18 protein-coding genes are annotated in these 20,395 nt (G+C 69.3%); 11 read left to right on the top strand and 7 right to left on the bottom strand.

Annotated elements, in window-relative coordinates; all coding sequences use genetic code 11:
- The first annotated feature begins 8 nt into the window (after nucleotides 1–8).
- Nucleotides 9–1,709: a methylmalonyl-CoA mutase gene (locus OG953_RS13905; protein WP_405684486.1), complete on the top strand. Its 1,701-nt coding sequence runs from the start codon at nucleotides 9–11 to the stop codon at nucleotides 1,707–1,709.
- A gap of 53 nt (nucleotides 1,710–1,762) precedes the next feature.
- Here the strand turns inward: OG953_RS13905 and OG953_RS13900 are convergent, their stop codons facing one another.
- Nucleotides 1,763–2,392, bottom strand: a complete 630-nt coding sequence (locus OG953_RS13900) for a TetR/AcrR family transcriptional regulator (protein ID WP_405684485.1) — start codon at nucleotides 2,390–2,392, stop codon at nucleotides 1,763–1,765.
- 316 nt (nucleotides 2,393–2,708) lie between these two features.
- Here OG953_RS13900 and OG953_RS13895 point away from each other — a divergent pair, with 316 nt between their 5' ends.
- From OG953_RS13895 to OG953_RS13880, 4 genes are all read left to right on the top strand, one after another.
- Nucleotides 2,709–3,689 carry a tetratricopeptide repeat protein gene (locus OG953_RS13895; RefSeq protein ID WP_405684484.1) on the top strand — a complete coding sequence of 327 codons (981 nt, stop codon included), beginning with the start codon at nucleotides 2,709–2,711 and terminating at the stop codon, nucleotides 3,687–3,689.
- Between the two features lie 599 nt (nucleotides 3,690–4,288).
- Nucleotides 4,289–4,948: a DUF6230 family protein gene (locus tag OG953_RS13890; RefSeq protein ID WP_405684483.1), complete on the top strand. Its 660-nt coding sequence runs from the start codon at nucleotides 4,289–4,291 to the stop codon at nucleotides 4,946–4,948.
- Between the two features lie 97 nt (nucleotides 4,949–5,045).
- The gene (locus tag OG953_RS13885; RefSeq protein WP_405684481.1) at nucleotides 5,046–5,621 is read left to right on the top strand and encodes a DUF6114 domain-containing protein; all 576 of its coding nucleotides are present in this window, start codon (nucleotides 5,046–5,048) and stop codon (nucleotides 5,619–5,621) included.
- Nucleotides 5,611–6,876 carry a hypothetical protein gene (locus tag OG953_RS13880; protein ID WP_405684480.1) on the top strand — a complete coding sequence of 422 codons (1,266 nt, stop codon included), beginning with the start codon at nucleotides 5,611–5,613 and terminating at the stop codon, nucleotides 6,874–6,876. The genes OG953_RS13885 and OG953_RS13880 overlap by 11 nt, the downstream gene beginning before the upstream one ends.
- A gap of 97 nt (nucleotides 6,877–6,973) precedes the next feature.
- On the opposite strand, the gene pyk is transcribed toward OG953_RS13880, so the two are convergent.
- The 3 genes from pyk to pta all read right to left on the bottom strand — a co-directional run bounded on the left by pyk (nucleotide 6,974) and on the right by pta (nucleotide 11,807).
- Nucleotides 6,974–8,404 carry a pyruvate kinase gene (gene pyk, locus OG953_RS13875; RefSeq protein ID WP_405684479.1) on the bottom strand — a complete coding sequence of 477 codons (1,431 nt, stop codon included), beginning with the start codon at nucleotides 8,402–8,404 and terminating at the stop codon, nucleotides 6,974–6,976.
- A 74-nt stretch (nucleotides 8,405–8,478) separates the two neighbouring features.
- A complete protein-coding gene (locus OG953_RS13870) occupies nucleotides 8,479–9,729 on the bottom strand; it encodes an acetate kinase (RefSeq protein ID WP_405684477.1) in 1,251 nt (416 codons plus the stop codon).
- The gene (gene pta / locus OG953_RS13865) at nucleotides 9,726–11,807 is read right to left on the bottom strand and encodes a phosphate acetyltransferase (protein WP_405684475.1); all 2,082 of its coding nucleotides are present in this window, start codon (nucleotides 11,805–11,807) and stop codon (nucleotides 9,726–9,728) included. The genes OG953_RS13870 and pta overlap by 4 nt, the downstream gene beginning before the upstream one ends.
- A 311-nt stretch (nucleotides 11,808–12,118) precedes the next feature.
- Here pta and OG953_RS13860 point away from each other — a divergent pair, with 311 nt between their 5' ends.
- The gene (locus OG953_RS13860; RefSeq protein ID WP_405684473.1) at nucleotides 12,119–13,144 is read left to right on the top strand and encodes an ATP-dependent 6-phosphofructokinase; all 1,026 of its coding nucleotides are present in this window, start codon (nucleotides 12,119–12,121) and stop codon (nucleotides 13,142–13,144) included.
- Between the two features lie 225 nt (nucleotides 13,145–13,369).
- Here OG953_RS13860 and OG953_RS13855 read toward each other — a convergent pair whose 3' ends face one another.
- Nucleotides 13,370–14,008, bottom strand: a complete 639-nt coding sequence (locus OG953_RS13855) for an XRE family transcriptional regulator (protein WP_405691811.1) — start codon at nucleotides 14,006–14,008, stop codon at nucleotides 13,370–13,372.
- Nucleotides 14,009–14,392: 384 nt separating this feature from the next.
- On the opposite strand from OG953_RS13855, the gene OG953_RS13850 reads away from it, so the two are divergent.
- Nucleotides 14,393–15,151, top strand: coding sequence for a hypothetical protein (locus OG953_RS13850; RefSeq protein WP_405684471.1), 759 nt, complete (start codon nucleotides 14,393–14,395; stop codon nucleotides 15,149–15,151).
- Nucleotides 15,148–15,531, top strand: coding sequence for a GntR family transcriptional regulator (locus OG953_RS13845; RefSeq protein WP_405684469.1), 384 nt, complete (start codon nucleotides 15,148–15,150; stop codon nucleotides 15,529–15,531). The genes OG953_RS13850 and OG953_RS13845 overlap by 4 nt, the downstream gene beginning before the upstream one ends.
- Nucleotides 15,532–15,675: 144 nt before the next feature.
- On the opposite strand, the gene OG953_RS13840 is transcribed toward OG953_RS13845, so the two are convergent.
- Nucleotides 15,676–16,350 carry a response regulator gene (locus tag OG953_RS13840; protein ID WP_405684468.1) on the bottom strand — a complete coding sequence of 225 codons (675 nt, stop codon included), beginning with the start codon at nucleotides 16,348–16,350 and terminating at the stop codon, nucleotides 15,676–15,678.
- Nucleotides 16,347–18,038, bottom strand: coding sequence for an ATP-binding protein (locus OG953_RS13835; protein ID WP_405684467.1), 1,692 nt, complete (start codon nucleotides 18,036–18,038; stop codon nucleotides 16,347–16,349). The genes OG953_RS13840 and OG953_RS13835 overlap by 4 nt, the downstream gene beginning before the upstream one ends.
- A gap of 131 nt (nucleotides 18,039–18,169) precedes the next feature.
- Between OG953_RS13835 and OG953_RS13830 the strand changes: the two genes are divergently transcribed.
- The 3 genes from OG953_RS13830 (at nucleotide 18,170) to trxA (ending at nucleotide 20,393) form a co-directional block, all read left to right on the top strand.
- Nucleotides 18,170–19,540 (top strand): cation:dicarboxylate symporter family transporter, encoded by a 1,371-nt coding sequence (locus OG953_RS13830; protein ID WP_405684466.1) that lies wholly within the window; start codon nucleotides 18,170–18,172, stop codon nucleotides 19,538–19,540.
- A gap of 100 nt (nucleotides 19,541–19,640) precedes the next feature.
- The gene (locus OG953_RS13825) at nucleotides 19,641–20,045 is read left to right on the top strand and encodes a MerR family transcriptional regulator (RefSeq protein ID WP_401990420.1); all 405 of its coding nucleotides are present in this window, start codon (nucleotides 19,641–19,643) and stop codon (nucleotides 20,043–20,045) included.
- A 3-nt stretch (nucleotides 20,046–20,048) separates the two neighbouring features.
- On the top strand, nucleotides 20,049–20,393 hold the full coding sequence (trxA, locus tag OG953_RS13820) for a thioredoxin (protein WP_405684464.1): 345 nt from the start codon (nucleotides 20,049–20,051) through the stop codon (nucleotides 20,391–20,393).
- Nucleotides 20,394–20,395 lie beyond the last annotated feature (2 nt).

The following is a 20,395-nucleotide window of genomic DNA, read 5'->3' as shown; positions in this document are numbered from 1 at the left end:
TCGATGGTATGGACGCTGACGCGATCGAGGAAGGCCGCCGCCGCTGGCAGGCCCGTTACGACAAGGCCCGCAAACGTGACGCGGACTTCACCACACTCTCCGGAGATTCCGTGGAACCCGCGTACGGTCCCCGCCCCGGGGACACGTACGAGGGATTCGAGCGGATCGGCTGGCCCGGCGAGTATCCCTTCACCCGGGGGCTCTACCCGACCGGCTACCGCGGCCGGACCTGGACCATCCGCCAGTTCGCCGGCTTCGGCAACGCCGAGCAGACCAACGAGCGCTACAAGATGATCCTCGCCGCGGGCGGCGGCGGGCTCAGTGTCGCCTTCGACATGCCGACGCTGATGGGCCGCGACTCCGACGACCCCCGCTCGCTCGGCGAGGTCGGGCACTGCGGCGTGGCCATCGACTCCGCCGCCGACATGGAGATCCTCTTCAAGGACATCCCGCTCGGCGACGTCACGACGTCCATGACGATCAGCGGACCCGCCGTCCCCGTCTTCTGCATGTATCTGGTCGCCGCCGAGCGTCAGGGCGTCGACCCGGGCGTGCTCAACGGCACGCTCCAGACCGACATCTTCAAGGAGTACATCGCGCAGAAGGAGTGGCTCTTCCAGCCCGAGCCCCATCTGCGCCTCATCGGCGACCTGATGGAGCACTGCGCTCGCGACATCCCCGCCTACAAGCCGCTTTCCGTCTCCGGCTACCACATCCGCGAGGCCGGGGCGACGGCCGCGCAGGAGCTCGCGTACACCCTCGCCGACGGCTTCGGTTACGTGGAGCTCGGCCTCTCCCGCGGGCTGGACGTCGACACCTTCGCCCCCGGTCTCTCCTTCTTCTTCGACGCGCACCTCGACTTCTTCGAGGAGATCGCCAAGTTCCGCGCGGCCCGCCGCATCTGGGCCCGCTGGATGAAGGAGACGTACGGCGCCAGGACCGACAAGGCGCAGTGGCTCAGGTTCCACACCCAGACCGCCGGTGTCTCGCTCACCGCCCAGCAGCCGTACAACAACGTCGTGCGGACGGCGGTCGAGGCGCTCTCCGCGGTCCTCGGCGGCACCAACTCGCTGCACACCAACGCCCTCGACGAGACCCTCGCACTCCCCTCCGCGCAGGCCGCCGAGATCGCGCTGCGCACCCAGCAGGTGCTGATGGAGGAGACCGGCGTCGCCAATGTGGCCGACCCGCTGGGCGGTTCCTGGTACGTCGAGCAGCTCACCGACCGGATCGAGGCCGACGCCGAGAAGATCTTCGACCAGATCAAGGAACGCGGCACCCGGGCCCACCCGGACGGGCAGCACCCCATCGGGCCCATCACCTCCGGCATCCTGCGCGGCATCGAGGACGGCTGGTTCACCGGCGAGATCGCCGAGTCCGCCTTCCGGTACCAGCAGTCGCTGGAGAAGGGCGACAAGCGCGTCGTCGGCGTCAACGTCCACCACGGCTCGGTCACCGGCGACCTGGAGATCCTGCGGGTCAGTCACGAGGTCGAGCGCGAGCAGGTCCGGGTGCTCGGCAGCCGCAAGGACGCCCGCGACGATGCGCTGGTCAAGTCGGCGCTGGACGCGATGCTGGCCGCCGCCCGCGACGGCTCCAACATGATCGGGCCGATGCTCGATGCGGTACGGGCCGAGGCGACGCTCGGCGAGATCTGCGGGGTTCTGCGCGACGAGTGGGGCACCTACACGGAGCCGCCCGGCTTCTGACGGGCAGTCGGTAGTCATGCTCGACAGCTGCGCTCGGCGGCAGCAGCCCCCCGCTACGCGGAGGCCGCCGCACCCAGCCCCGCGAGCAGCAGCACGGTGAAGCGCCGGGCCCAGTCCTCGTCGACGGGCTCGGCGCTCACCAGGGCCCGGTGCACGACCGCACCGGCGATCACATCGAAGATCAGATCGGCGGTCGTCGCCGCCACGGCCTCGTCCTGCTCAACGGGCAACTCCCCGCGCTCCTGGGCCCGTTGGCGCCCCTGAAGCACCAGCCGTTTCTGCCGGTACACGATCGAGTCGCGGATCCGGGTCCGCAGCGCCTCGTCGCGGGTCGACTCCGCGACCACCGCCATCAGCGCCGTCTGGGTCTCCGGCCGCTCCAGCAGCGCGGCGAACTGCAGCACCACCGCCTGCACATCGGCCGACAGGCTGCCCAGATCGGGCAGTTCCAGCTCGTCGAAGAGGACCGCGACGGCGTCCACGACCAGCTCGTTCTTGCCCGCCCACCGCCGGTACAGGGTCGTCTTGGCGACCCCGGCCCGCGTCGCCACGTCGCCCATCGTCAGCTTCGACCAGCCGAGGTCGACCAGAGAGGCTCTGGTCGCCTCCAGGATCGCTTCATCGGCCGCGGCGCTGCGCGGACGTCCCGTTCGGAGGGGTTTGGGGCGGCTGTGGCTCAGCATGCCGCGACCATACCGGTCAGTAAGTAGAACCGACCGGCCCCGTTCGCCGTGAGACAGATCACCGAACGTACTTGTGCGCGAGGGGTGTCGGGAAGTTACGCTACGGGTCGTAGCGTAAAGACGATGGTCATGCCGTCATGACGCCACGACCGAACGACAGCCACAGGCACCGGGTGGGGACCCGGCGCCGAAACGGGTCTTTCAGGGGCCCTCGGACCGTGTCTGTCCGTGCCCCCGCACGCCGGCGGGGGCCGCGGACGGGTGCGGTTCCCGTCTCGCTTTCCATATCGGCGTGCCGAGGGGGGAGGATGTACGTATGCAGCCTAGGAACATGTCCATGAGCGGCGTCGTCGACCTTGCCGCGGTGAAGGCGGCCGGCGAGGCCAAGGTGAAGGCGGAGCAGGCCCGTGCCGAGGCCGCCCGGCAGGGTGGTGGCGGGGCCGTGTCGCCGTCCGCCCTGGTGATCGATGTCGATGAGGCGGGCTTCGAGAGCGACGTTCTCCAGCGCTCCGCCGAGGTCCCGGTCGTCATCGACTTCTGGGCCGAGTGGTGCGAGCCGTGCAAGCAGCTGGGGCCGCTCCTGGAGCGCCTGGCCCATGAGTACAACGGCCGCTTCGTGCTGGCCAAGGTCGATGTCGACGCCAACCAGATGCTGATGCAGCAGTTCGGCATCCAGGGCATCCCGGCGGTCTTCGCCGTCGTCGCCGGGCAGGCCCTCCCGCTGTTCCAGGGCGCGGCTCCCGAGGCCCAGATCCGGCAGACGCTCGACCAGCTGATCCAGGTCGGCGAGGAGCGGTTCGGGCTCACCGGAATCGTGGTCGACCAGGACGCGGCCGCCGCCGAGGGAGCCGACGAGGCTCCTGCCGAGGAGCCCGCCGGGCCGTACGACGCCCTGCTCGAAGCGGCCGTACAGGCCCTGGACGCCAGCGACTTCGCCGGTGCCATCAGTGCGTACAAGAACGTCCTGTCCGACGACCCGGCCAACACGGAGGCCAAGCTCGGTCTCGCCCAGGCCGAACTGCTCGCCCGGGTCAAGGACATGGACCCGCAGCAGGTCCGCAAGGACGCGGCGGGGAACCCGGCCGATGTCACGGCGCAGCTCGCGGCCGCCGATCTGGATCTGGTCGGTGGTCATGTCGAGGACGCCTTCGGCCGACTCGTCGAGACGGTGCGCCGTACTTTCGGCGACGACCGGGACACGGCGCGGGTGCGGCTGCTGGAGCTGTTCGAGGTGATCGGCCCCGACGATCCGCGGGTCGGCGCCGCGCGTACGGCGCTGGCGCGGGTCTTGTTCTGATGTGACAACGCGGCCGTGGCACCCCCGGGGTGCCACGGCCGTTTTCGCGATCAGGCGATAAGAGACGGCCCCGCTTTACCAAATCTTGATAAAGGTACGGCCTGTTACTCGCAGTAAATCACCCCCCGGGATCTGTCTGCACAAAGACCCCGATTTCCCCTTTCGTCCTTCCGTTCGACGCCACCCTGTGTGGCCGGGTGATGTCGCCTGGTCGCGCATCGGTCATCGGGCCGTTACTAGCGAGTAACGAACCCCCTTGTGCCGCGGGCGGGAATGCACCACGATCGGCCACGCTCGGTCCAATAACGCCGGCCCGGCTGCCAGTCGGGGCGGCGGCCCTGTTGGGTCCCCACCGAGTGGGTCGGCGGCAGTGGCGCCGACTCCGGACAGGGGGGTTCCTGCCGTCCGGCAGGGCCTGTCCGAACAGGTTGCGCGAATGCGTGGCCAGTGGTTGTCGCTCGGGGGTGATCGCCGGCGATTCGGACGCGGTTCCTGCCTCCGTACGCGGGCGCTCTCCTTTCCGAGGACGTAGCACTTCTCCCATCCCAGGACGGGCCCTCGCCCGTACCGGAGATGTACGTCCGAGAAGGAGGAAAATAATGAGTTCCCAGGTTCGTGGTGGCACCAGATGGAAGCGTTTCGCTCTGGTCATGGTGCCGAGCGTGGCGGCTAGCGCAGCGGTGGGCGTCGGCCTGGCGCAGGGTGCGCTCGCGGCTTCGTTCAGCGTGTCCGGCCAGGAGTTCAAGGTCAGTGCCGCCGAGCTCGAAGGCTACGACTTCGTTCAGTACGGCAGCGTGGCCACGGGCAAGACTCTCGACGGTAAGGACATGGCGGCCCCGGTGGCCGTGTCCGGCTTCCGTAAGGCTTACATCACCAAGATGTGCCAGTCGGTCGTCACGCCCAACCTGCCGTTCGGTCTCGGTAGCGTCACCTTGACCCTCAACGCGGGTGACCCGAGCAAGGGCGACAAGAAGGTCTACGCCAAGGACCTCTACCTCGATGTCTCCGAACTCGAGGCCGACGCCCAGTTCAGGAACATTGACATCGGCGTCGCGGCCGGTTCTCTGCCGAAGAAGGAGAGGCCGGGCTCCCCGGGCATCCAGCCCGGCACTCAGGCCAACCCGAACGGCTTCGCGCAGCGGGCCGAGAAAGCCGTGCTGAAGGGCGTGGAGCAGAAGGCGTGGGCCACGACGGCAGGCACCTTCAACCTCAGCGGACTGTCGCTCAAGCTCCACAAGGGCGTCCAGGAGTGCTACTAAGCGCTCGCCCGGGTGGCTGGGCATGTTCGGCGTGTGCCCGGCCACCCACCCTTCTTCTTCTTCTCACAGCGGTACCGGTTCCAGGGAGCTGTTTTCCATGAGCCCCGAATCCACAGGGCAGAACGATCACTACCTCCGCGTCTTTCGGCGGCGCTTCCGCACCTGGCGGGGTAACCGGCCCTTCTGGGCGGGTCTGTTCACCATGGTGGGCGGAGTGCCCATCGCCTATTTCCCGTACGCCAACATGCACCTCGGCAATTTGACGCTGGCGATGTCGACCACGGCGGGCGCGGGGTCTCTCATCATCGGAGTCCTGCTGATCACGTTGGGTCTGACGATGTGGTTCCACCACATCGTCAGGGTGTTCGCCGGTGTCGCGGCCATTCTTCTGGCTCTGATCTCCATACCAGTCGCGAACATCGGCGGCTTCGTGATGGGCTTCCTGTTCGCCCTGCTCGGTGGGGCGCTCTCCCTCTCCTGGGCCCCGGGGGTACCGGCGACGGATGCCACCCCGCTCGGCGAGGAAACGCCCGCGGTCGCAGCGTTCGCGAAGAGCGAGTCGGCGGGTGAACTCCCGGAGGGCGCGTACTACGAGGCAGTCGCCCCTCAGCGGCAGCCCACTGAGCACGGCACGACCGTTGAGGCCGACGGCGGGAGGCATCGTGCGGGGTGATGACAGGCAGGCAACCAGCTTCGAAAACGAGGACCTCCGGACGAGAAGCGGACCGCGCCACGCGGCCCCCAGGAAGTCGTTGCTGACGAAGCTGCACATACCCGCCGGCAAGGCCTTCGCGCTCGCCGCGATGCCGACGGCCGTCTTCGTGGGCATGGGGCTCACCCCCAAGCTCGCGCTGGCCGACGACAGCACGGACATACCCTTCGCGCCCGGCCCCTGCGTGACCCGCTCCGACGAGCCGAGCGAGTCGCCGTCCCCGTCCGCGTCGGAGACGAAGTCGCCGTCCCCGTCCCCGTCCGCCACCGATTCCGGTGACAAGGGCGACGCGGCGACCCCGGAGCCCTCTGCGACCCCGTCCGCGAGCGACGCCGCGAAGCCGGAGGCGAAGGCTGCCGACGCGCCCGCCGCCGCCTCGCCGAGTGCCTCGCCCACACCCACGAAGTCGACGAACCCGCTCGACCCGCTGGGCGTCGGTGACGCACTGAAGGACCTCTTCGACGGACCGGACAAGGAGACGGCGAGCCCGTCTCCGAGCGCGAGCACGGTGTCCCCGAAGCCGTCGCAGAGCGACACCGCCGAGCCCGCGGAGAAGCCTGCGGAGAAGGCCACGGACACCGCGAAGGAGACGGCCGACAAGACCGCCGCTGCCATCCGCGACGCCGCCGACAAGGCCGGCAAGTCGGTCGAGGAGCTCGACGACAGCGCCAAGGGACTCGACGCCAAGAAGGACGACGACATCCCGGACGGCGCTAAGCCGCGCTTCCCGTGCCCGACGGCCGACCCCGAGGCACTGGCCGCGGCCGACCTGGAGACGGGCGTCCCGCTGCTCCCGACCGACCCGTGGATCCTGGAGAGCTCGCTGCTGACCCTCAACGGGCTCGACTACAAGGGCATTGTCGAGGTGAAGACGCAGGACGGCACCATCAAGAAGGTGCTGAAGTTCACCGCGAGCTCCATCGACATCAATGACCTCCACCAGTTGACGGTCGGCCCGGCCGGCACCACGGCCCACGTCCAGGCGCGGAAGGGCTCCACGTCCACCATCCGCAACGGCACGGTGACGATGTACACGGAGGAGCTGAAGGGCAACCTCTTCGGCCTCTTCCCGGTCACGTTCAGCCCGGAGACCCCGCCGCCGCTGGATGTCCCCTTCGCCTTCTTCACCAAGGTCAAGGTGACCCAGGCCGGCCAGTTCGGCGGCACGCTCACGGTGCCCGGACTGCATAACTACTTCACCGGCGGCAACAGCTAGCCGACACCGACCCGTTCGGGAGCCGCACAGAAGACTTGTGGGCCGCACGCCTTCCGGAGTGCGGCCCACAAGTCTTGCCGTACGGGTACCGGCCGCGTCAGTCGCGCGCCCCGCCCCCCACATGGTGCACCCGCACCATGTTCGTCGTGCCCGGGATGCCGGGAGGCGAGCCGGCCGTGATGACCATCGTGTCGCCCTCGTTGTAGCGGTCCAGCTTCAGGAGCTCCGCGTCGACCAGGTCGACCATGGCGTCGGTGTTGTCCACGTGCGGTACGACGTGGGCCTCGACGCCCCAGCTCAGGGCGAGCTGGTTGCGGGTGGACTCGTCCGTGGTGAAGGCCAGGATGGGCTGCGCCGCGCGGTAGCGGGAGAGGCGGCGGGCCGTGTCACCGGACTTGGTGAAGGCGACCAGTGCCTTGCCGTTCAGGAAGTCCGCGATCTCGCAGGCGGCACGGGCCACCGAACCGCCCTGGGTGCGGGGCTTCTTGCCCGGTACCAGCGGCTGGAGGCCCTTGGAGAGCAGCTCCTGCTCGGCGGCGACGACGATCTTCGACATTGTCTTGACCGTCTCGATCGGGTACGCGCCCACGCTGGACTCGGCCGACAGCATGACCGCGTCCGCACCGTCCAGGATCGCGTTGGCGACGTCGGACGCCTCGGCGCGGGTCGGCCGCGAGTTGGTGATCATCGACTCCATCATCTGGGTCGCCACGATCACCGGCTTGGCGTTCCGCCGGCAGAGCTCCACCAGGCGCTTCTGCACCATCGGGACCTTCTCCAGGGGGTACTCGACGGCCAGGTCGCCACGGGCGACCATGACACCGTCGAACGCCATGACGACGCCCTCCATGTGCTCGACGGCCTGCGGCTTCTCGACCTTGGCGATGACGGGGACCCGGCGGCCCTCCTCGTCCATCACCTTGTGGACGTCCTTGACGTCATCGGCGTCCCGTACGAAGGAGAGCGCCACCAGGTCGCAGCCCATCCGCAGGGCGAACCGCAGGTCCTCGACGTCCTTCCCGGACAGGGCCGGTACGTTGACCGCCGCGCCGGGCAGGTTGATCCCCTTGTGGTCGGAGATGACACCGCCCTCGATGACGATGGTCTTCACCCGGGGGCCCTCGACCGCGACGACCTTCAGCTCGACGTTGCCGTCGTTGATCAGGATCGGGTCGCCCTTGGCGACGTCGCCGGGCAGGCCCTTGTAGGTCGTGCCGCAGATCGACCTGTCGCCGGGGACGTCCTCCGCGGTGATGGTGAACTCGTCCCCGCGGACCAGCTCGACGGGGCCCTCGGCGAACTTCGCCAGGCGGATCTTCGGGCCCTGGAGGTCGGCGAGCACACCGACCGCGCGGCCGGTCTCGGCGGCGGCCTTGCGGACCCGGTCGTAACGACCCTGGTGCTCCTCGTGGCTGCCGTGACTGAAGTTGAAGCGGGCCACGCTCATGCCGGCCTCGATCAGAGCGACGAGCTGCTCATGGGAGTCGACGGCGGGACCGAGTGTGCAGACGATTTTGGAACGGCGCATGAGGCGGATCCTATCGGTTTGTTTCGCTGCGGAATATTCCGTCTGGTGGAAGATACAAAGGGGCGCAGGGGTGCTCAGTTGTGGGCCTGTCCGACGAGTGCGAAGGTCTGGACGGCGATCTCCAGTTCCTCGTCCGTCGGCACCACGGCGACCGCGACCCGTGCGTAGTCCGGCGAGATCAGCCGCGGTGCGCCGGACCGTACGGCGTTCAGATCCGCGTCCACCGCCAGGCCGAACTCCTCCAGTCCGGCGATCGCAGCCTCCCGTACGGGCGCCGAGTTCTCCCCGACCCCCGCCGTGAACACCACGGCATCCACCCGCCCGAGGACCGCCGAATAGGCGCCGATGTACTTCTTCAGCCGGTGCACATAGATGTCGAACGCCAGCGCCGCACGCTCGTCGCCCTCGTCGATCCGGCGCCGGATCTCCCGCATGTCGTTGTCGCCGCAGAGCCCGACCAGACCGCTCTTCTTGTTGAGCAGCGCGTCGATCTCGTCCGTGGACATCCCCGCCACCCGCTTGAGGTGGAAGGTGACCGCCGGATCGATGTCGCCGGAACGCGTGCCCATCACCAGCCCCTCCAGCGGGGTCAGCCCCATCGAGGTCTCCACGCACCGGCCGCCCGCAACCGCCGACGCCGAGGCGCCGTTGCCCAGGTGCAGCACGATGACATTGACCTCCTCGGGGGTGCGTCCCAGCAGCTCGGCGGCCTTGCGGGAGACGTACGCGTGCGAGGTGCCGTGGAAGCCGTAGCGCCGGATGCGGTGCGCGTCGGCGGTCTCCACATCGATCGCGTACCGCGCCGCGTACTCCGGCATCGTCGTGTGGAACGCCGTGTCGAAGACCGCCACCTGCGGAAGGTCCGGACGCAGGGCCTGGGCGGTACGGATGCCGAGGATGTTCGCCGGATTGTGCAGCGGGGCCACCGGGACCAGGCGCTCGATTTCCTTGAGCACCTCGTCGTCGATCACCACGGGCTCGGTGAACCGGAGCCCTCCGTGCACCACCCGGTGGCCGATCGCCGCCAGTGCGGGGGAGTCCAGGCCAAGACCGTCGGCCGCCAGTTCCTCGGCCGCCGCCTTCAGTGCGGCCTCGTGGTCGGCGATCGGGCCGATGCGCTCACGCGGCTCGGCGCCACTGCCGGCCGGCGGGGTGTGCACCAGCCGGGAGGTCTCCTCGCCGATCCGCTCGACCAGTCCGGCCGCCAGCCGGGAGTGGTCGCTCATGTCCAGGAGCTGGTACTTCACCGACGAGGAGCCGGAGTTGAGAACGAGCACGCGATTCGCGGCCACGGTGGAAGAACCTTCTGCGGTCGGGGTGGTCATGCGGTTCGCTCCTCGCCCTGTGCCTGGATCGCCGTGATGGCCACGGTATTGACGATGTCCTGGACCAGTGCGCCCCGGGACAGATCGTTGACGGGCTTCCGCAGCCCCTGGAGCACCGGTCCGACGGCCACGGCGCCCGCCGAGCGCTGCACTGCCTTGTAGGTGTTGTTGCCGGTGTTCAGATCCGGGAAGATCAGCACTGTCGCCTGACCCGCCACCTCGGAGCCGGGCAGCTTCGTCGCGGCGACACTCGGCTCCACCGCGGCGTCGTACTGGATCGGACCCTCGATCCTGAGGTCCGGCCGGCTCTCGCGCACCCGGTCCGTCGCCTCGCGCACCTTGTCGACATCGGCGCCCGAACCCGAGGTGCCCGTCGAGTACGACAGCATCGCGATCCGCGGCTCCACGCCGAAGCGGGCGGCGGTCGCGGCCGACTGCACCGCGATGTCCGCGAGCTGCTCCGCGTCCGGGTCCGGGTTGACCGCGCAGTCGCCGTACACCAGGACTTTGTCGGCGAGGCACATGAAGAAGACGGAGGAGACGATCGAGGCGTCCGGCTTCGTCTTGATGATCTCGAACGCGGGGCGGATCGTTGCCGCGGTGGAGTGCACGGCCCCGGAGACCATGCCGTCCGCGAGCCCCTCCTGGACCATCAGGGTGCCGAAGTAGTTGACGTCCGCGACGACGTCGTACGCCAGCTCCACCGTGACCCCGCGGTGCGCGCGCACCTGTGCGTACCGCTCGGCGAACGCCTGGCGCAGCTCGGAGCTCTGCGGGTCGATGAGCTGCGTACCGGCGAGATCGATGCCGAGGTCGGCGGCCTTCTTGCGGATGACATCGACGTCGCCGAGGAGCGTGAGGTCGCAGACATCGCGGCGCAGCAGTACGTCCGCGGCGCGCAGCACCCGTTCCTCGGTGCCCTCCGGCAGGACGACCCGGCGCCGGTCGGCGCGGGCCTGCTCCAGCAGCTCGTGCTCGAACATCATCGGGGTGACACGGCCGCTGCGGGCCACCGAGATCCGGTCCAGCAGGGCGCCGGTGTCCACATGGCGCTCGAAGAGGCCCAGTGCGGTCTCCGCCTTGCGGGGCGTCGCCGCGTTCAACTTGCCTTCCAGCGCGAAGAGTTCACCAGCGGTGGGGAAGGAGCCGCCGGCCACGGAGACGACCGGGGTACCCGGTGCGAGTCTCGCGGCCAGCCTGAGTATCTCCTCGCCGGGGCGTTCGTTCAGGGTCAGCAGCACACCCGCGATGGGCGGGGTCCCGGCGCTGTGCGCGGCCAGCGAGCCGACCACCAGATCCGCCCGGTCCCCGGGCGTGACCACCAGACAGCCCGGCGTCAGCGCCTTCAGCATGTTCGGCAGCGTCGCGCCGCCGAAGACGAAGTCCAGCGCGTCCCTGGCCAGCCCGGAGTCGTCGCCGAGCAGCACCGTGCCGCCGAGCGCCGCGGTGATCTGGGTGACGGTCGGCGCGGAGAGTGCCGCATCGTCCGGCAGGACGGAACAGGGGACGGGCAGCCGGGCCGCCAGCCGTTCCGCGATGGCATCGCGGTCCTCGGCCGCCACCCGGTTCACGATCATCGCGAGGACATCGCAGCCCAGACCGGCGTACGCCCGGTAGGCATTGTGGGTCTCGGCCCGTACGGACTCCGCGGTCTGGCCCTTCCCGCCGACCACCGCGATGACCGAGGCGCCGAACTCATTGGCGAGGCGGGCATTGAGTGCCAGCTCGTCGGGGAGCTGCGTGGCGGCGTAGTCGGTGCCGAGGACCAGCACCACCTCGTACTTCTGGGCCACCTGATGGAAGCGTTCGACGAGCCGGGAGACAAGTTCGTCCGTGCCCTGCTCCGCCTGGAGTGCGGACGCCTCGTGATAGTCCAGCCCGTAGGCCGACGCGGGATCCTGGGAGAGCCGGTAGCGGGCCCGCAGCAGCTCGAAAAGCCGGTCGGGTCCGTCGTGGACGAGCGGCCGGAACACCCCGACCCGGTCCACCTGACGCGTCAGGAGCTCCATGATTCCCAGATCGACGACCTGGCGGCCGTCTCCCCGGTCGATCCCGGTCACGTACACGCTGCGCGTCACGCGTGCTCTCCCGTCCATTTTTGCGGTTTGGGATGGTATTGCGATGTTGACGATACCTGTGGGGGCTCGGACGCCGCCCGCCGGGCGAAAGGCCCTCGGCGGAAGGCTGTGGGAGCCCCCTCCGCGCGTCCGGCCGGACCGCCGCCGGGTTCGCTGCCGCATCCGGCGGAACGGGCCGTGCGGGCGTCCCCGGAGCGGCCGAGAGCGCGAGGACCAGACCTGACGTGGGACAATCGTTGTGGCTCACGGTACGGGGGATTCTGTAGGCGCCCCCGAAATGCACGGCACTAGCGAGCAGGAGATACAGCACGATGCGCATCGGAGTTCTCACCGCAGGCGGCGATTGCCCAGGCCTGAACGCAGTGATCCGGTCGGTCGTCCACCGTGCCGTGGTGGGTCACGGCGATGAAGTCATCGGCTTCGAGGACGGGTTCAAGGGACTCCTCGACGGCCACTTCCGCCCCCTCGATCTCAACGCGGTCAGCGGCATCCTCGCCCGTGGCGGCACCATTCTCGGCTCGGCCCGGCTGGAGCGCGACCGGCTGCGCGAGGCCGCCGAGAACTGCGCCGAGCTGAGCCGCCGTTACGGCATGGACGCCCTCATCCCGATCGGCGGCGAAGGCACCCTCACCGCCGCGCGGATGCTGTCGGACGCCGGTATGCCCGTCGTCGGCGTCCCCAAGACCATCGACAACGACATCTCCGCCACCGACCGCACCTTCGGCTTCGACACCGCGGTGGGCGTCGCCACCGAAGCCATAGACCGCCTCAAGACCACCGCCGAATCGCACCAGCGGGTCATGGTCGTCGAGGTGATGGGCCGCCACGCCGGCTGGATCGCGCTGGAGTCCGGAATGGCGGGCGGCGCGCACGGCATCTGCCTTCCCGAGCGCCGCTTCCAGGTCGAGGACCTGGTCAAGATGGTCGAAGAACGCTTCGCACGGGGCAAGAAGTTCGCGGTCATCTGCGTCGCCGAGGGCGCGCACCCGGCCGAGGGCTCCATGCCGTACGCCAAGGGCGAGATCGACCAGTACGGCCACGAGCGTTTCCAGGGCATCGGCAACCGGCTGGCCATCGAGCTGGAGACCCGGCTCGGCAAGGAGGCCCGGCCGGTCATTCTCGGCCACGTGCAGCGCGGAGGCACGCCGACCGCGTACGACCGGGTGCTCGCCACTCGCTTCGGCTGGCACGCGGTGGAGGCCGCGCACCGGGGCGATTTCGGCCGGATGACGGCTCTGCGTGGCAACGAGATCAAGATGGTTCCGCTCGCCGACGCCATCACCCAGCTCAAGACGGTGCCGGCGGACCGGATGGACGAGGCCGAGTCGGTCTTCTGACCCCGGACGCACGCGGCAGCGTCACAAGCAGTGGCCGGCGGCCCCGACTGTCCCCCCGTGGACGGTCGGGGCCGCTTGCCGTTTCCCCGGCCTTCGGGGCCGTTCAGGAAGGTCAGGGCCGGACGGGCCGTAGTGCCGGAATCCACTCTTGAGTCGGCGGCCCGGATCAACAAGGCCTACCTCTGTCCCGGACATGTCCCGACTCGACTGAAGGGGGCGGCCGGCTCAGACGCTCGTCCCCTGCACCCCCGCCGTCTGCCAGAACCGTTCCACGATCTTCGCCAGGAACTCCCGCCCCGCATCGCCCGTCGACCCGGCCCGCTCCGTACCCGTGCTGCTCCAGCTCAGCGTCGACATCATCAGCGCCTGGTAGTCGGCGTGCAGCTGTTCAAGTACGTCCTGCAGGAACCCGCGCTCCAGTGGCACCAGCTTCGCCACCGGCCGGACATGGGCCTGCCGGCGCGTCGTCACCGCACTGCGCAACAGCTCCGCCAGCTCCTCGTCCCGGCCCGACACCGTCACGACCCCGGCGGCCGTCAGCCCCAGTACCTCGCTGAGCACCGCGGACTGGCGTTCGTTGCCGCGCCAGCGCCCCGCCTCCTCCATCCGCAGATACGCGGAGGCGGTCAGCCCCAGCAGGCGCGCCAGCTCGTCGACGGCCAGCTCCCGGGCCATCCGGTGCTCCCGCAGGGTGCGTGCGGCGGTCAGGAGTTCGCCCGGTGAGCACCACAACACCCCGGCCAGCGCCGTGAGTTCGTACTCGCTCGGCATGGCGATCCCACGCTCCCAGGCGGCCACCGTCTCGGCGCTGACGCGGAGCCCGTACTGGGCTCCGAGACCATAGGCGACATCGCCGGGAAGCATCCCCAGGGCCTCGCGGAGTCGACGCGCGGCGGGGGCGTTGAAGGACGGGGAGGGGTGCACGGCCCCACCGTAGGAGTCGATACACGGTCTGACTACGGTGTGTTCCACCGATATCACGGCTCGTATGAACGTCCTAGTACTGCAACCGCATGCTGCCTTTGTCGACCGGGGCTGGATCGAGGTGTGCCCGGGGTCGTCGCGGGGCGGACCCGTCCATTGAGGCCGATCCCGAGGCCGTACTCAGCCGCCCTGTGCGCAGCACGCCCCGTCAACCGCTGCGGGCACACCCCTCCCGCCCAAGTGTGTCAACCTCTTGACACACTTCAGTTCAACAGCAATTGTGTCAGGCAGGTAATACAGCTTACGGGAGGGAAAGGGATCGGCATGTCTGCTGCCGCACCGACGGAAGGCACATGGAGAGCGCGGCTCGATACTCCCGTTCGATGGGCCGGTGCGGCCACCGGCCTGGTGGTCAACGCGCTGGTCTCCTTCAGTCCCGAGTCCGACGTGGATCTGCTGTACGCATTTCCCGTATTCGGACTGTGTGTCATGGCCGGCGTCTTCGCAGCAGACGTGGTTGCGCGCCCGAATTCCGGCCGTCTGCGCATAGCCCACATGGCGCCGCGCCGGATCCGGGACTATCTGCCTCGCTCCCTGACTACTGCATTGGCCGCGCAGGCTGTCGTCTTACTCATCCTCCTGATCGTCGCCGTCTCAACAGCCTCGACGGACGCTGAGGGACGTTCGGGGCGTGCACTGTCCGTCAGGTGCCCGGCAGGAGCCCAACTGCTCTCGCCCTGGCCCGGCCCCTACTACGCCTGGCCGACCCTCGGCGGCCTCGCGCTCGGTGCTGTTGCCTGTGCACTGCTCCTGCGCCGCGTCACCGTGCGGTCCGGGAATGACGAGCAACGCCGCGTGAGAATCCGGGCGGCGATCGGCGCATGGGGAGTGCTGGTGACAGCCCCTCTTTTCGCTGTCGCCTTGACGATGGGCGTCGCGGTGCTGAGCGTGTCCTGCGCGGGCTGGATGAAGGACGTGGCCTTGTGGGGGCTGGCCGTAACGGCCCTCACTTCTGCAATGACCGCGTGTCACTGTCTGAGTGTCCTGTTGCTCCCGCAGGTCTATGTCACGGCGCGGCCATGACAGCACACCGCGTCAGCATCAACCACGCTTCCCCTGTTCCACCTTACGAACAACTTCGCGGACAACTAGCCGATTTGATCTCCGTCGGCCAATTGCGTCAGGGGGACAGGCTGCCGTCCGTGCGCCAGCTTGCCTCCGACCTCGGACTCGCCAACAACACCGTGGTGCGGGCATACCGCGAACTCGAGACCGCGGGCCTCGTCAAGAGCCGCCGAGGCTCTGGTACCCAAGTTGTCGCCCCGGCGGCCACTACCGATGCCAAGGCGAAGCTCGCGGAACACGCAAGCACCTACACCGCTGCCGCCAGGCAGCTCAACGTCACGGACGAGGAAGCCCTCGCGGCAATCCGTCATGCTCTCGCAAGTCTCGATACACCGTGACGCCAGAGAGATCCACCACCCCGCGCCTCAGGCTGAGAAGCCGACACCGACTCCGATTCCGTCCACGAGCGTCTCGTGCGTCCGGGTCCGCACGAGCGCCTTCAGGGCCCTCAACGGCTACGAAGCGCCTGGTGCTGCACGGAGTCAGCGCCCCTGGGCCACCCACCGGTAGTGCAGCTCCGGGCGCCCGATCTGACCGTACTGCGGGCTGCGTACCGCGCGCCCCACGGTCACCAGATGTTCCAGATAGCGGCGCGCGGTGATTCGCGAGATGCCCAGCTCCACCCCGGTCGCGCCCGCCGTCACTCCGTCCTGGGCGGCCCGCAGGACACGGGTGACGGCCTCCAGCGTCGGGCCGCTCAGCCCCTTCGGCAGCCGGGTCGGCTGTGGCGCGCGCAGTGCGCCGAGCGCCCGGTCCACCTCGTCCTGACCGCTCGCCTCACCGGCTGCCGCGCGGAACTCGGCGTAGCGGACGAGCCGGTCGCGCAGGGTGGCGAAGGTGAACGGCTTCAGCACGTACTGGACGACACCGAGCGACACGCCTTCCCGGACCACCGTCAGATCACGCGCCGACGTCACCGCGATGACATCCGCCGAGTGCCCGGCCGCGCGCAGCGAGCGCAGCAGCTGCAGACCGTGCCCGTCGGGCAGATACAGATCCAGGAGCAGCAGATCGACCGGCGTACGGTCCAGCGCCCGCACCGCCTCCGCGCGCGAATGCGCGACCGCGGCCACCGTGAATCCGGGGACGCGGCCCACGTACAGCTGATGGGCGTCCGCGGCTACGGGATCGTCCTCGACGACCAGCACCTGGATCACGCGGTGGCCTCCTTCGTGGTGTGCTTCGTGCGGTCGCCGACGGCCAGCGGCAGCCGCACCGTGAACTCCGCACCGCCGTCCGGGCCGCGGTCCAGCGCCACCGTCCCGCCGTTGCGATGCACTGCCTGCTGTACGAGGGCCAGACCGATCCCCCGGCCCGCGCCGTGCGTCGACCAGCCCCGGTCGAACACCTCGGCGGCGTCGTCGGGATCGATCCCGGCCCCGGTGTCGGCGACCCGCAGCAGCAGCTCGCCCTCCCCGGCGAGCGCGGTGACGGTGACCCGGGCGCGGGCGGCCCTCCCCGGCAGCGCATGCCGCCGGCCGGGCATGACTCCGGCGCCCGGCGTACCGGTCACCGCCTCCGACGCCGCGTCCACCGCGTTGTCGATCAGATTGCCGAGGATCGTCACCAGGTCCCGTGGCGGGAGGGCCGTGGGCAGGGCGCCGTCGTCGATCAGGCTGTCGTCCGCGAGCACCAGCTCCACCCCCCGCTCGTTCGCCTGCGCCGCCTTGCCGAGCAGCAGTGCCGCCAGCACCGGTTCGGCGACGGCGCCCACCACCCGGTCGGTGAGGGCCTGGGCCAGCTCCAGTTCGGCTGTCGCGAAACCCACCGCCTCCTCGGCCCGGCCGAGCTCGATCAGCGACACGACTGTGTGCAGCCGGTTCGCAGCCTCGTGCGCCTGTGAGCGCAACGCCTGGGTGAATCCCCGCTCGGAGTCCAACTCACCGGACAGCGCCTGGAGTTCCGTGTGATCTCGCAACGTCACGACCGTACCGCGCTGCTCCCCGCCCACCACCGGACGCGTGTTGACCACGATCACCCGGTCCGCCGTCAGATGCAGCTCGTCGACCCGCTCCTCGGAGGCGAGCAGCGCACCGGTCAGCGGCGCCGGCAGATCCAGCTCGGTGACGCTGCGCCCGACCGCACCCGGTTCCAGCCCGAGGAGCTCCCGGCCCGCGTCGTTGATCAGCGCGATCCGGCGCCGCCCGTCGAGCATCAGCAGTCCCTCGCGCACCGCGTGCAGCGTGGCCTGGTGGTAGTCGTGCATCCGGCTCAGCTCGGCGGCGTTCATGCCGTGCGTGTGCCGCCGGAGCCGGGCATTGATCACATACGTGCCGATGCCGCCGAGCGCCAGCGCCCCGCCCGCCGCCAGCCCCAGTGCCTCGAGCTGCGCCCGCATCTGCGAGGAGACTCGCTCGACCGTGATGCCCGCGCTGACCAGGCCGGTGATCCTGCCGCCGTCCCGGACCGGGGTGACGACCCGGATCGAGGGTCCGAGCGTGCCGGTGTACGTCTCCGTGAACGTCTCGCCGCGCAGCGCCTGTTCGGTGTGCCCTAGGAACTGCTCCCCGATCCGGTCGGTGTCCGGATGTGTCCAGCGGACCCGGTCCGGGGACATGATCGTGACGAAGGCGATCCCGGTGTCCCTGCGGACCTTCTCGGCGTACGGCTGCAGCACGGCGGACGGGTCCGGGGTACGGATCGCCTCCCGTACGGACGGCGAGTCCGCGATCGCCAGCGCCGCCGTCCTGACCTGCCGGGTCGCGGTCTCCTTCGCCTGTGCGCGGCCGGAGACGTATGCGAAGAACGCGTACCCCGCCACCACGGCCGCGACCAGCACCACCTGCATGGCGAAGAGTTGGCCGGCCAGGCTGCGAGGGCGGGTACGGGGGCGGGGGAGACGCATGGCAACAGTCTGCCTGGCCGAAAACATATGAACGAAATGCACGTAACGGTGACCGCCGTCACAGGGAGCGAGATAGTCGCCAGGCCCCCCAGGGACGGGGGAGCGACCTGGACGAGCCGAGGAGAACCCCCGTGGGAGTGGCAGCCGCCAAGCGGGACCGTACGCATTATCTGTATCTCGCCGTGATCGCGGCTGTGGGCCTCGGTATCCTCGTGGGCTTCGCGGCCCCGGACGTTGCCGTCGAACTCAAGCCAATCGGTACCGGCTTCGTGAACCTCATCAAGATGATGATCTCGCCCATCATCTTCTGCACGATCGTGCTGGGCGTCGGATCGGTGCGCAAGGCCGCCAAGGTCGGCGCGGTCGGCGGCCTCGCCCTCGGCTACTTCCTGCTGATGTCGACCGTCGCACTCGCCATCGGCCTGCTCGTCGGCAACATCCTGGAGCCCGGCCAGGGCCTCCACCTCACCGAAGAGGTACGCGCCGCGGGCGAGCAGCAGGCGGCGGGCCCCAGCGAGTCCACCGTGGACTTCCTGCTCGGCATCATCCCCACGACGATGGTCTCCGCCTTCACCGAGGGCGAGGTGCTGCAGACTCTGCTCATCGCCCTGCTCACGGGCTTCGCACTCCAGTCCATGGGCTCGGCCGGCGAACCGGTCCTGCGCGGCATCGGCCACATCCAGCGCCTCGTCTTCCGCATCCTCGCCATGATCATGTGGGTGGCCCCGGTCGGCGCGTTCGGCGCGATGGCGGCGGTGGTCGGCGAGACCGGCATCGACGCCCTGAAGTCCCTCGCGATCATCATGGTCGGCTTCTACGTCACCTGCGCGATCTTCGTCTTCGTGGTGCTCGGCACGATCCTGCGGCTGGTCGCCGGGGTCAATGTGCTGGCTCTGCTGAAGTATCTGGGCCGCGAGTTCCTGCTGATCCTCTCCACCTCCTCGTCGGAGTCCGCCCTGCCGCGGCTCATCGCGAAGATGGAGCACCTCGGGGTCAGCAAGCCCGTCGTCGGCATCACCGTGCCGACCGGCTACTCCTTCAACCTCGACGGCACCGCCATCTACCTCACGATGTCCTCGCTCTTCATCGCCAACGCGATGGGCGACCCGCTGAGCGCGAGTGAGCAGATCTCGCTCCTGCTCTTCATGATCGTCGCCTCGAAGGGCGCGGCCGGAGTCACCGGCGCGGGCCTCGCCACCCTCGCGGGCGGCCTCCAGTCGCACCGCCCCGAACTGGTGGACGGCGTCGGACTGATCGTCGGCATCGACCGCTTCATGAGCGAGGCCCGCGCCATGACGAACTTCGCGGGCAACGCGGTGGCCACCGTCCTGGTCGGCACCTGGACCAAGGAGATCGACAAGGAGCGGGTGCACCAGGTCCTCTCCGGCGCGCTCCCGTGGAACGAGCAGATGCTCAACCAGGACGCCGGGCACGGCGACGCCACGAACACCGTTCCCGAGCCGCGCGACGGCGGCCAGGAGCCCGCTCTGGCGAAGGCATAGACACCGAATACCCAGCACAGCGGCAGGGCCGTCGCGGGAGCTCCCGCGACGGCCCTTCGTGCTTGCCTTGACGTCTGCGTCAACCTTTACCGTCGAAGACATGCGAATCGGGGAGCTGGCCGAGCGGGCCGGGACGACCACGCGGACTCTGCGGTACTACGAGTCACGCGGACTGCTGCCTGCGCGCCGGGCCGGCAACGGGTACCGCGCGTACGACGAGGACGATCTGCGTCTGGTCCAGCAGATCAGGACCCTGCAGGACTTCGGGTTCGAACTGGAGGAGACCCGGCCGTTCGTCGAGTGCCTGCGCGCCGGCCACCCGGCCGGTGACGCCTGCCCCGCCTCGCTCGCCGTCTACCGGCGCAAGCTCGGCGAGCTCGACTCGCTCATCGAGCAGCTCCAGGCGGTACGCGCCCAGGTGGGCGCACAGCTCGCGAGGGCCGAACTGGAGGCCGCGGCAGAGCTTCCCGGCGGTCCGGAACCACGTTGTGAACTGGGAGGATGACAGATGATTCATGCAGCAGAGGGCGTGGCCGAGGTCACCGACACCACCTTCGACGGGGAGGTGCTCGGGGCAGACCTCCCCGTACTGGTCGAGTTCACCGCCGACTGGTGCGGCCCGTGCCGCCGGCTCGCCCCCGTACTCAGCGCCGTTGCCGCCGAGGAGGCCGAGCGCATCAAGATCGTCCAGATTGACGTCGACCGCAACCCGGGGATCGCGAGCCGGTACGCGGTGCTGTCGATGCCGACCCTGATGGTGTTCCGCTCCGGCGAACCGGTGAAGTCGATGGTGGGCGCCCGCCCCAAGCGCAGGCTCCTGCAGGAGCTGGAGGACGTGTTCGAGACGGTGTGAGG

This window comes from Streptomyces sp. NBC_00057 (assembly GCF_045041165.1).
Lineage (GTDB): Bacteria > Actinomycetota > Actinomycetes > Streptomycetales > Streptomycetaceae > Streptomyces.
The sequence above is the reverse complement of the archived record's forward strand: the minus strand, read 5'-3'. Positions and strand labels throughout refer to the sequence as shown.

What these genes read in the sequence shown, in the direction of transcription:
- OG953_RS13895 (WP_405684484.1), top strand. Translation starts at nt 2,709, where the DNA reads ATGCAGCCTAGGAACATGTCCATGAGCGGCGTCGTCGACCTTGCCGCG.
- OG953_RS13860 (WP_405684473.1), top strand. Translation starts at nt 12,119, where the DNA reads ATGCGCATCGGAGTTCTCACCGCAGGCGGCGATTGCCCAGGCCTGAAC.
- OG953_RS13845 (WP_405684469.1), top strand. Translation starts at nt 15,148, where the DNA reads ATGACAGCACACCGCGTCAGCATCAACCACGCTTCCCCTGTTCCACCT.
- OG953_RS13835 (WP_405684467.1), bottom strand. Translation starts at nt 18,038, where the DNA reads ATGCGTCTCCCCCGCCCCCGTACCCGCCCTCGCAGCCTGGCCGGCCAA.
- pyk (WP_405684479.1), bottom strand. Translation starts at nt 8,404, where the DNA reads ATGCGCCGTTCCAAAATCGTCTGCACACTCGGTCCCGCCGTCGACTCC.
- OG953_RS13900 (WP_405684485.1), bottom strand. Translation starts at nt 2,392, where the DNA reads ATGCTGAGCCACAGCCGCCCCAAACCCCTCCGAACGGGACGTCCGCGC.
- OG953_RS13870 (WP_405684477.1), bottom strand. Translation starts at nt 9,729, where the DNA reads ATGACCACCCCGACCGCAGAAGGTTCTTCCACCGTGGCCGCGAATCGC.
- OG953_RS13905 (WP_405684486.1), top strand. Translation starts at nt 9, where the DNA reads ATGGACGCTGACGCGATCGAGGAAGGCCGCCGCCGCTGGCAGGCCCGT.
- OG953_RS13855 (WP_405691811.1), bottom strand. Translation starts at nt 14,008, where the DNA reads ATGCTTCCCGGCGATGTCGCCTATGGTCTCGGAGCCCAGTACGGGCTC.
- trxA (WP_405684464.1), top strand. Translation starts at nt 20,049, where the DNA reads ATGATTCATGCAGCAGAGGGCGTGGCCGAGGTCACCGACACCACCTTC.
- OG953_RS13890 (WP_405684483.1), top strand. Translation starts at nt 4,289, where the DNA reads ATGAGTTCCCAGGTTCGTGGTGGCACCAGATGGAAGCGTTTCGCTCTG.
- OG953_RS13825 (WP_401990420.1), top strand. Translation starts at nt 19,641, where the DNA reads ATGCGAATCGGGGAGCTGGCCGAGCGGGCCGGGACGACCACGCGGACT.
- OG953_RS13850 (WP_405684471.1), top strand. Translation starts at nt 14,393, where the DNA reads ATGTCTGCTGCCGCACCGACGGAAGGCACATGGAGAGCGCGGCTCGAT.
- OG953_RS13885 (WP_405684481.1), top strand. Translation starts at nt 5,046, where the DNA reads ATGAGCCCCGAATCCACAGGGCAGAACGATCACTACCTCCGCGTCTTT.